The 10,399-nt window shown below is 42.6% G+C and carries 9 protein-coding genes; 4 read left to right on the top strand and 5 right to left on the bottom strand.

Annotation, left to right across the window (positions count from 1 at the left end):
• Positions 1–146: 146 nt before the first annotated feature.
• Together ACNKW3_RS19010 and ACNKW3_RS19005 are read left to right on the top strand one after the other, a co-directional pair.
• Complete coding sequence (locus tag ACNKW3_RS19010; RefSeq protein WP_427400921.1) at positions 147–401, top strand: type II toxin-antitoxin system CcdA family antitoxin; 255 nt, start codon at positions 147–149, stop codon at positions 399–401.
• A 44-nt stretch (positions 402–445) separates the two neighbouring features.
• The gene (locus tag ACNKW3_RS19005) at positions 446–583 is read left to right on the top strand and encodes a CcdB family protein (protein WP_427400920.1); all 138 of its coding nucleotides are present in this window, start codon (positions 446–448) and stop codon (positions 581–583) included.
• 187 nt (positions 584–770) lie between these two features.
• On the opposite strand, the gene ACNKW3_RS19000 is transcribed toward ACNKW3_RS19005, so the two are convergent.
• Both ACNKW3_RS19000 and ACNKW3_RS18995 read right to left on the bottom strand, forming a co-directional pair.
• On the bottom strand, positions 771–2,015 hold the full coding sequence (locus tag ACNKW3_RS19000; protein WP_427400919.1) for a DEAD/DEAH box helicase: 1,245 nt from the start codon (positions 2,013–2,015) through the stop codon (positions 771–773).
• Between the two features lie 6 nt (positions 2,016–2,021).
• Complete coding sequence (locus ACNKW3_RS18995; protein WP_427400918.1) at positions 2,022–3,641, bottom strand: NAD(P)/FAD-dependent oxidoreductase; 1,620 nt, start codon at positions 3,639–3,641, stop codon at positions 2,022–2,024.
• Between the two features lie 157 nt (positions 3,642–3,798).
• Here ACNKW3_RS18995 and fdxA point away from each other — a divergent pair, with 157 nt between their 5' ends.
• Positions 3,799–4,122, top strand: coding sequence for a ferredoxin FdxA (gene fdxA, locus ACNKW3_RS18990; RefSeq protein ID WP_427400917.1), 324 nt, complete (start codon positions 3,799–3,801; stop codon positions 4,120–4,122).
• Between the two features lie 17 nt (positions 4,123–4,139).
• Here fdxA and rlmE read toward each other — a convergent pair whose 3' ends face one another.
• A complete protein-coding gene (rlmE, locus tag ACNKW3_RS18985) occupies positions 4,140–4,760 on the bottom strand; it encodes a 23S rRNA (uridine(2552)-2'-O)-methyltransferase RlmE (RefSeq protein WP_427400916.1) in 621 nt (206 codons plus the stop codon).
• A gap of 172 nt (positions 4,761–4,932) precedes the next feature.
• Here rlmE and ACNKW3_RS18980 point away from each other — a divergent pair, with 172 nt between their 5' ends.
• On the top strand, positions 4,933–5,673 hold the full coding sequence (locus ACNKW3_RS18980) for a TrmH family RNA methyltransferase (protein ID WP_427400915.1): 741 nt from the start codon (positions 4,933–4,935) through the stop codon (positions 5,671–5,673).
• Between the two features lie 84 nt (positions 5,674–5,757).
• Here ACNKW3_RS18980 and ACNKW3_RS18975 read toward each other — a convergent pair whose 3' ends face one another.
• Both ACNKW3_RS18975 and ylqF read right to left on the bottom strand, forming a co-directional pair.
• Complete coding sequence (locus ACNKW3_RS18975; protein WP_427400914.1) at positions 5,758–9,093, bottom strand: hypothetical protein; 3,336 nt, start codon at positions 9,091–9,093, stop codon at positions 5,758–5,760.
• A 125-nt stretch (positions 9,094–9,218) separates the two neighbouring features.
• Complete coding sequence (gene ylqF, locus ACNKW3_RS18970) at positions 9,219–10,223, bottom strand: ribosome biogenesis GTPase YlqF (RefSeq protein WP_427400913.1); 1,005 nt, start codon at positions 10,221–10,223, stop codon at positions 9,219–9,221.
• Positions 10,224–10,399: the final 176 nt, after the last annotated feature.

The following is a 10,399-nucleotide window of genomic DNA, read 5'->3' as shown; positions in this document are numbered from 1 at the left end:
TTGTCACCTAATCCTGATATGCTAAACAGCATACCATCTCTTGTTAGGTGGCCAAACTAACTATGCCACTACAAGGCCTTTTCTATCTGCGTATGAGTTTTGTATAAATATTGCGTATATTATTTAAGTATGAATAGCGAAAGAGTATTTTTGAAATACCAACGTTAAATTATACTGCTTCACCAAAGAAAAGAACCAATTTATCGATCAGTGAATCTCTTTTAGCTGAGGCCAAACAACTTGGGATCAATATATCGAGTTCTGCGGAAATTGGCATTAAAAACGCACTGTTAGAGAAAAAGAGAAAGTTGTGGTTAGAGCAGAATAAAGACGCACTTGAGAGTTCAAACTCATTTGTTGAGTTACATGGTTTGCCGTTTGATTCGTATCGGAATTTTTAATGGCCAAATACGATGTTTATTGAAATAAAAACGGTTCTGGTTATATTCTAAACGTCCAAACCGATTTATTATCAGGCTTTAATTCTCGAGTCGTTGTCCCATTAATAAGAAGCTTTGAAGCCCCCAAACCTGCAAAATACTTAAATCCTATTTCGACATTGAAGGAAATCAGGTCGTCATGATGACTCAATTTATGGCTTCTATCCCCGAATCTGAATGACAAGATAAAGTAGGCGTTTTAAGCAAAAATCACTTAGAAATAACCAGTGCACTAGACATGATTTTTTTCAGATTTTTAACGGCACACTTCACGCTCTAAAAAGAGCTGTTGATTAATAGTAAATAAAGGCCTGATTTGTAGCTCGCTTCTTAACGTCGTCTTGGCTTACCAAATTTCGATTTCGAATTACCACCTTTCCTTAGAGCTTTAGCTCGTAGTGCTTTTTTTGACGGCTTGCGCTTTGTACTGCTAACGTCATTTTGCTCAAGATTTGGCTCAAACCCCGGTTCCCATCGAATGGGCAATTGCTCACCTGTGAGCTTTTCTATTTGTTCCAGTAGGTATTTCTCTTTATGGGAAACCAAAGAAACTGCAAGGCCAGAATGCCCCGCCCTACCAGTGCGGCCGATACGATGAATATAGTCCTCAGCATTGTAAGGTAATTCAAAATTTATAACTGTCTGCAATTGTTCTATATCCAAACCACGCGCCGCTACATCAGTGGCAACCAGCGCACGTACTTGACCAGTTTTAAATGCTTCCAGTCCTCTGTCACGGGCACCTTGTGATTTATCACCATGCACTGCTGCGCAACTTATTCCGTCTTTTTCAAGTTCCTTGGCCAACTCATCAACTGCCTGTTTGGTACGGGTAAAAATAAGTACCTGTCGCCAGTTATTTGCACCAATTAAATAGGCTGTTAATGCTGCCTTTTGTTTGTTATCAGTCTCATAAACACGCTGTTCTATTTTTGTAGTTGTGGCATTGCGTGTAGCAACCTCAATTAATTTTGGCTCGCGTAGAATGGTTTTGCTCAAGGCATACACTTCATCATTGAATGTTGCGGAAAAAAACAAGGTTTGGTGTTGCTCGGGAAGGCGTTTAAGAATGCGCTTAATATCAATAATAAACCCCATGTCGAGCATTCTATCGGCTTCATCAAGCACTAGGGTTTCAAGAGCACTTAGATCAATGTATTCTTTAATCGCAAGTTCCAGTAAACGTCCTGGGGTTGCAACCAAAACATCACAGCCTGCATTTAGCGCATCAATTTGCGGATTGATACTAGCACCGCCATACGCAACCACCGAGTTTAGATCTAAGCCTTCACTGTATTTCACGAAGCTTTGATGCACTTGCTGCGCCAGTTCTCGGGTTGGGGTTAATACTAAGACGCTAATACCGCTCCCCGTTTCACCAGTTAAATAACGTTGAATCAAAGGTAAGGCGAATGCAGCGGTTTTGCCGGTACCTGTTTGTGCCCCTGCCATCACGTCATGGCCAGCCAATACTTCAGGAATTGCCGCTTGTTGGATAGGCGTTGGTGTCTCATATCCGAGTGATTCGAGGATATTCAATAAATCTTGTTGAAGCCCAAGGGCGGAAAAACTCATCACCAATCAGGCTTTATTTTCATATGCCAGTGCAAGGGCTTCAGCGACGCGAATACCATCTATTCCTGCTGACCAAATTCCGCCGGCATACCCCGCGCCTTCACCCGCAGGATATAGACCTTTCACATTAAGACTTTGATAGTCTTTATCACGTTTTATACATATGGGAGAAGAAGTGCGGGTTTCTACCCCTGTGAGCGTGCCATCGGCTTTCGCAAAACCTTTGATTTGGCGGTCAAAAGCCGGTATTGCTTCGCGAATGGCTTCGGTAACATAGTCTGGCACTATTTTACTTAAGTCAGTTAAAGTGACGCCCGGCGTATAAGAAGGCAACACATCGCCTAAGGAGTCACTTGGTTTCCCCGCCAGAAAATCGCCGATTAACTGGCCAGGGGCATTGTAGTTTTCTCCACCGGCTTTAAACGCTAACTCTTCTAGTCGACGCTGTAATTCAATCCCAGCGAGGGGATGGCCTGGATAATCTTGTTCCGGTGTGATCCCTACAACAATTGCACTGTTAGCATTACGTTCTTTGCGGGAATACTGACTCATGCCGTTGGTCACAACTCGGCCGGGTTCAGAGGCTGCGGCCACAACAGTGCCTCCGGGACACATACAAAAACTGTAAACCGAACGACCATTTTTACAGTGATGCACTAGTTTATAGTCGGCTGCGCCAAGAATGGGGTTACCTGTGTTTTCACCAAATCTACAACTGTCGATCATGCTTTGCTCGTGCTCAATGCGAAAGCCGATAGAAAATGGCTTGGCTTCCATATACACACCCTGCTCATAGAGATTCTCAAAGGTGTCTCTTGCGCTATGTCCCAAAGCGAGAATAACCTGCTTGCAAGCTAGGTATCCGCCGTCAGACAAATGTAGGCCTTTGACGCTAAACTCACCATTATCACCTTCCAAATCAAGTTTTTCGACTCGGGTAGAAAAGCGAATTTCACCGCCTAGGTCGATAATCTGCTGACGCATTTTTTCAACCATATTGACTAATCTAAAGGTACCAATATGGGGTTTACTGACATAAAGAATTTCTTCCGGTGCGCCAGCTTCCACAAATTCGTGTAGTACTTTGCGGCCATAAAACTTGCGGTCTTTTACCTGACTGTATAGTTTACCGTCAGAAAAGGTCCCTGCTCCGCCTTCACCAAACTGCACATTTGATTCCGGGTTTAGCGGTTGTTTGCGCCAGAATCCGAAGGTGTCTTTAGTGCGTTCTCGCACGGCTTTTCCACGCTCTAGCACAATGGGCTTAAATCCCATTTGCGCAAGAATAAGAGCAGCAAAAATGCCGCATGGGCCAAGGCCGACTACGACTGGACGGTGCTTAAGATTTTCTGGCGCCTGCGTAACAAATTTATAGGACATATCGGGTGTCACGCGAACCTGAGTATCTTTAGCAAATTTTGCTAGTAATTCCTGTTCTCCATCAACTGCCACATCCACCGTATAAATCAGTTGAATATCCTTGTTATTGCGAGCATCGTAACCACGCTTAAACACACTGATTTCAAGCAGATTTTCAGCTTTGATACCAAGTTTACGTATTATCGCTTGTTCAAGGGCATTTTCATTATGATCGAGAGGTAGTTTTATATCTGTTAAACGTAGCATTTGGAAGAATCCTGGTTCGCTGGACAGCCTATCTGTCAGAGCGCGTATAGTGTAATGCAGATACTGCTTTTGCGGTAGCTATTTGCAGGTTTTTGTCTTTAGATTGAACGTCAAAACCCTTATAATCGAGCGAAATGGATTAAAAAACCTATTTATCATGACCTTTGTAGTAACCGACAACTGTGTAAAGTGTAAATATACCGACTGTGTGGCCGTGTGCCCAGTAGACGCCTTTTTTGAAGGGCCCAATTTTCTGGCCATAGATCCGGCAATTTGTATCGACTGTGCGTTGTGCGTACCAGAATGTCCTGCCGAAGCCATATTTCAAGATACCGAACTAACCGAAGAGCAGAAACCCTATCTAGCGATTAATGAAGAGCTCAGCCAGCAATGGCCAAATATCACCAAAGTTATAGCGCCGCCAGAAGATGCAGATGAATGGAATGGTGTTCCCGATAAATTGCGATTACTCGAACGCTGAATGACAAAGCAGGTATCCTAGCCTTTAAATCCCGTAGCAACCAGATACACTTCCCTTGAGCGAGGCCGTGACGCAGCGGGTTTTCGAACAACAACTTTATTAAACGAAGTACGCACGTCCTTCATATAGTCATCATAGCCAACGCCCTGAAATACTTTGGCACAAAAACTCCCCCCAGGCTTTAGCACATTTCTAGCCATGTCGAGCGCCAGCTCTACAAGATACATTGAAGCATATTGATCAGTGGTTTTTACGCCACTTTGATTGGGTGCCATATCAGAGACGACCACATCTACTTGATCATCTCCAAGTACTTTCAAGATTTGGTCGTAAACTGCTTCGTCAGTAAAATCTCCCTGAATAAAATCAACACCAATGATGCTGTCCATGGGCAAAATATCAGAGGCAATCACTCTTCCATGGTCGCCCACAATAGGCGCTACTATTTGCGACCAACCACCTGGCGCGGATCCTAGATCCATCACCACGCTTCCGGCGCGGAATAATTTGTCTTTTTCATTTATTTCGAGAAGTTTATAACTAGCCCGAGAACGATAACCGTCTACCTGAGCTTGCTTAACGTAGGGATCGTTTATGTGTTCTTCCATCCATTTTTTACTGGTTTTTGAGCGGGCCATATCAACTCTGCGGTTACTGTGCTAAATCGCTGTGCATTGTAACTTGGCAGTCCTGATTTGCAAATGAGGCTCAGCAACAAAGTTCGTCATTCAACTGACTTCGCCCTGATTAACGGCTATAATGCCAAGCCATCTAGCCCTGTTGATATAAGTACTCGGAAATACCCTAGCCATGAAATTAGACGACGTAAAAAAACTGCATCAGAAAAAATACCGCTCGCAGTTTGGCTTTTATTTAGTGGAAGGCGAACATTTGATACAGGAGCTTCAGCGTTCCCCCTTGATGACTCAAGATATTACACTCTATGTAACCGATGCTTGGCAGGCACGAGGTATAAATTTGGATGAAGGTTTTGACGTTGTATCCGTAACTGAAAGACAAATGGCATTGCTTAGTGACACTAAAACCCCGCAGGGTGTCATTGCCAGAGTGCCAATGCCTGCACTTGGGACTAATTGGGAACCTGTTATTAACGAACCTTGTATTTATCTGCACGAGGTACAGGATCCGGGAAATCTGGGGACGATTTTACGTTCGCTCGCTTGGTTTGGTAATTTTCGTTTACTTTTAAGCCCAAATAGCGTTGATCCCTTTAATTCCAAAGCCGTTCGCGCCAGTATGGGTGCGATATTTCATTTGCCAATCCAGTCAGAAGTTACACTTAACCAATTAAAGAGTAAATTTGATCGTGTTGCCTATCTTGATTTGAACGGTAAAGACATCACCGATAACTCTTTTAAGGGATATCCTTGCTACCTGTTTGGCAATGAAGCTAGAGGCGTTCCTAAAGAAGCATTAACAGAGATTAACGCCCAAGCCTTTACTATCCGCGGAAGCGGTAATATCGAATCCCTAAATCTAGCCAGTGCAGTGGGTATTTGCGCTTATCAATTGTCGTCAACTGCAAGCTAACTAAGGCTAATTAGAAGTCATTCTCTAGATTCACTCTAAACTCAGCAATCTCAAACTCAATGCGAACAGTCGTATCCCTACAATTTAACGCTCTACCAATATGTGACCCGTACGTTCGAAGTTATTCATGCGCGTTGTTAATGAATTAAGCCCATTGATAGAGTCTTCTGGCAGTGAGATAGTCATGTAATAGGCAAACATGTCATGACTGTAATAAACGTCCACAGGTAAGAAATCTCCATCGTTAATAGAGAGTTCAATTGGCAGTCTGACCTTGTTATTTTGTGGTTGAATACCGCCTAAGCCTTCCATTAATACAAGAATAACCTGACCTGGCACCGCTGGATTATTTTCAGAAATATCGACAAAATTCTGATCAAGTGCATGAATCATTGCGTTGGGCAGAGTTTTGAACTGGGGAATTGGGGGGATCACCGAAACACTTTTGGTCGCACTGCGCACACCGTTTCGATTAATCACTACATGCGCTTTGTCTCCGCCAATGTCATTCGGTGCGGTAAAATAAATAATGTTGGGGGTTACAGCTAGCAAAGGTGCATTAACACCGTTTATGAGCACTTCGGTATCAGCCAAGGTGTTAGAAAAAGGATACACTAGGTCAAATTCCTGTGCGTCTGAAAAGTGTTCCCCGCTAATGGTCGCAAGCGCATTAGGTGATAAGAGTATCCCATCGTCAATAATTGGAAGTTGTACAAAAAACTCAGACTCTACAACAAAGGTGTCAGAAAAAGGACTAAGGTTCCCCGCCTCATCGAAAGCGGCCACTTCAAATTCGTAAGCGGTACCAGCTTGCAGTGGCGGTAAATCAACAAAGGCACTTTGGGATGCATAGGTGAACTGGTCTAGCTCTCCGCCTTGAATGCCATATCGGATCAAATAACCTGCGACCCAACGAGGTAGTGGCGACCACGATAGGCGCGATCCTTCAAGTGAAAGATTTGAAGGTGAGGTTAGCGGAAGTGCTGCCAATTCATCAGCAAGTAGGATGATGCCATCTGCAGGGGAAAGGCTTATCGCTCCATTAACAGCCTCACCAGTATTTACAACTGGGTCTTGAGTGCCATTGATGCGTTTTATATTCGTCCGATTAAAAACGCCTTTTATGTCTGATAGACTGACAACTTTGGTATTTGGTGTAGGGTTAACCAAAACAATTCCACGCTCAAAGTCACGGCGGTATGCGCCTCCGTCACCCTTATAAATTCGTATATTGTCTATTGAAAAAATACCTTGATATGCATTCAAGAGAAGTCTGGCGTCCGGTGAAGTTATTTTCGCGGAAAATCGGATGGTGCCTCTTTGGCCCGGGTCAGCTTCCCAGATAGCTGCGGCTCGCTGCTCAGAGCTGTCAATGTCGAAATTAGCGATTTCTACACTGAGAATTGCGTCTCTGGGCACACGAGATTCGTAATTGAGAATACGATAGTCAACAAAAACTTGATATGTAGCTCCCTGTTCAAAAACAAAGAAGTCAGGATCTGTAGTCAGAATTTCAAACGTCTCATCCTGTGCATTGTCATTTGAGACAATTGCGGACTTGTTGTCTATCGCAAAATTAGGATCGTCTGTGATCCACGGTGTATTAAGAATAACGCCTTCGGGTAATGTTGGTAATTGTTCAAAGTCCACTTCCAATATGATCTCTTGCTCGTTTGGGAGTTCTGTTGGGGCTGTGAGTGGTTGACCTAGATACCCTTTACTTTCCAAACTAGCTTCAGCTACACCCTCTTGATTAACGGCGTATTCATCAAACCATATGGGAAGTGTTGTATTGTCCGTAAAGTCATAACCGAAGAAACCATCCCCCATTAATACGGTGGTTAAGCCAAGTCTCATTCGCTGAAAATCCCGCGGCTCTAAAACCGGAAGTCGACTTTCCAGACTGTTGTCCGTTTCGTCCTCATCTGGTGTGCCTAGTTTATAACCCGTGAACTGGAAATTGATAATTTGCGGGGCACGTAAATAGGTTTCTGCGTTCTTATATTCTTTAAATAATTTATACCAACCTGTACTTATGTCCGTTTCCCAATCGCCATTTTCAAGAATTCTATAGGGACTAGTAAATTCTCTTTGCATACCATTAAGCTTGGTTAAAATAGAGGGTCTGGACGCAATACTGCCTGCATTGCCAAATAACCAAGTGCTGTCACCTATTTTTTCTCTTAAGCCTGTAAAATAACGAATAAACCCATCCATCCATAGATCATTGAGTTCAGGTAATGATTCTTCAACACCGTCTTGATCTACATCCATAGGAGGCAGGTTTCCGGGTTTATCTAAGAATGCATTGGAATCAGCAAGTAATGGATTGGGGTACCATTCCGCCTGATCAAAATGAATACCAGACCAATTAGGATTGATCAGTACTTCTGACTGCAGAAAGTCATGTGCATAATCTACAAAGTCTGAATTCGGATTTAATTGGAAATGATGAGGAAACATGGGCTCCTCCAGTAGATTTCCATCAGTGGAACGTAAATACCAGTCAGGATCTAGCTCTTTGTTAAATCGGTAAATTAGTCCGGCTGCCTCACCAATAGGTTCAACAGGTGTATTGTCCCCCCATTGCGCAACAAAGGTTTGAAAGTAAGGGAGGATGATTTGATTAGGGTTAAGTGTTTTTAGCGGAACTCTTTGGCTAAAAGGCGTTAACGTATCATCAACTTCGTAGCCAGTAACCAAATCGAATAGAGACAGTACTTCAATAACGTCGTCCGTATCTGCTTGATTTCTTATTGCTGTAGCGTGAACAGAATACAGGTTGTAATTTCCAATCCGTGGAAATCCAGCCTTAATTAATTTTGGTTCTGGCACCGTCGCCAAATGATCAATGCGTTCAATACGAATATTGTCGATTAAGTATGTTCCTTCATCAGCTACGATATGAATTTCAATCTCACTTGAATCCCCCGTTAACATAGACCGAGAAAAGGTGCCACTTTCATCATAACTGATATTTTGAGCGCCTGTATAGAGAAAAGGATGCTGCAAGTCGACGCCGGGCCAATAGAAACCGGAAAGAATACTGGAGTCTTGATTGCCTTGAATAAGCAAATAGTCAAAACTTATTTGATAATGTTGATTGGTGAGTAATCCAGCAGCCTGCCATGTAATAATGAGCGAATCTGATTCCGGCGTTAGCAACAATGCATTATCATCTAAGTCAGAATATATCCTCTCGCTTGTTACTGGCCCTTCTAAGGTTTGCAATCCGAGCAATCCTGCGGAGGAGATGTCATTAAAGTCCTGTTGATAAACTTCTACAATTTGTTTGATTACTTCATTATTTTTATTTTTGACAACCTTGGCATAGCTGACGCTTGAATTGCACTGGATGATTAAAAGTAGAAAAACTAGGTAAAAGGGTTGGCTAAAAATACCTGAGGTAGTTACTTTCATAGAATTTTCCTTCATTCATAAATTCCATTTTTCAGATACCGAAAAGGATACAATGATTAACTTAGCATAAAAAAATAAAGCTTTCAGAATTGTCTTTATCTGCAAGTTAGCCAAACAATTAAAGGTTAACGACGACCCTGTTTCATTCTTTGGCTTTGTTCCTGACGCTTTTGATTACGCTTTTCCTTGCGCTCAATTTTATCCGGCGTTAATGAGCCTTCTTTGAACCTTTGTTTGCGTCTTGCTTTATCAGCGGCTTTCTTCTCAGCAGCTGCGGCCATTTCTATTTTTTCATGAGCAATCATATCTGGCGTTTCCAACGTAATCTTGCCCAATTTTCCTGACTGTAACTCAGTTAGCAATACTTCGCAGATTTTATGTAAATTGACTCTGCCACCAGCCATAATAGCCCCACGGTTTTTTGCCGCAGCTTCCAAAAACGCCAGCTCTGTATCTGGTAATTGTTCCAGTTTGTACCGCTCTTTTAATATTTCGGGATATGCCTTTATCAAATAATCAGCTGTAAAAAATCCCACATCATCGAATTCCATTGCGGTATTTTTAACTGCCCCAGAAGCCGCTAGGCGATAAATGGAATTAGGATTTTCCAGCTTTGGCCAAAGCACTCCAGGCGTGTCAAATAGCACCACACCGCCGCCTATATTAATGCGTTGCTGTGATTTGGTAACGGCAGGTTCATTGCCGGTTTTAGCAATTACACGATCAGCCAGAATATTAATCAGCGTCGACTTTCCAACATTTGGAATACCAGTGATCATGGCATTAATTGACTTTACCGACGCGTGCTTTTGCGCACATATAGTCTGTATTAGTTTAATGATTTGCTTGGTGTTTGCCGGGTTATCACTCGAAGTTGTGATGGTTTTAACCCCACGCTCGCTTTCAAGATGCGCTTGCCATGCTGCGGTTAACTTAGGATCAGCCAAATCATATTTATTCAGGATTTTTAAGACAGGTTTATCACCTCTAATCTTTGCGATTTCGGGATTTTCACTAGAATACGGAATTCGCGAATCGAGCACTTCAATCAGAATATCAACCTGACTTATCGATTCTTTTATTTCTTTCAGGGCTTTATGCATATGCCCCGGAAACCATTGTAAGGTCACGTAAACCGTCCTATAAAAATAAATTAAGGACAAGTTTACTTCATTTACAGCCTGAATGGGATTTTTGTGAATATTGAAGTTTATTTACTAGGGTCTGACAAGTTGAATTTTGAACTCCCATAGCTGATTTAAGGTTATTTAAGGTGACGGTAGATTTCACATCCTTACAAGGCGGG

The sequence above is a fragment of the Glaciecola sp. 1036 genome, from assembly GCF_050306235.1.
GTDB lineage: Bacteria > Pseudomonadota > Gammaproteobacteria > Enterobacterales > Alteromonadaceae > Glaciecola.
Note: the sequence above shows the minus strand (reverse complement) of the source record. Positions and strands in the feature narration are given on the sequence as shown.

Excerpts from the sequence above, each read along its gene's own strand:
- rlmE (WP_427400916.1), bottom strand. The coding sequence starts at position 4,760 with ATGGCCCGCTCAAAAACCAGTAAAAAATGGATGGAAGAACACATAAAC.
- fdxA (WP_427400917.1), top strand. The coding sequence starts at position 3,799 with ATGACCTTTGTAGTAACCGACAACTGTGTAAAGTGTAAATATACCGAC.
- ACNKW3_RS18980 (WP_427400915.1), top strand. The coding sequence starts at position 4,933 with ATGAAATTAGACGACGTAAAAAAACTGCATCAGAAAAAATACCGCTCG.
- ACNKW3_RS19000 (WP_427400919.1), bottom strand. The coding sequence starts at position 2,015 with ATGAGTTTTTCCGCCCTTGGGCTTCAACAAGATTTATTGAATATCCTC.
- ACNKW3_RS18975 (WP_427400914.1), bottom strand. The coding sequence starts at position 9,093 with ATGAAAGTAACTACCTCAGGTATTTTTAGCCAACCCTTTTACCTAGTT.
- ACNKW3_RS18995 (WP_427400918.1), bottom strand. The coding sequence starts at position 3,641 with ATGCTACGTTTAACAGATATAAAACTACCTCTCGATCATAATGAAAAT.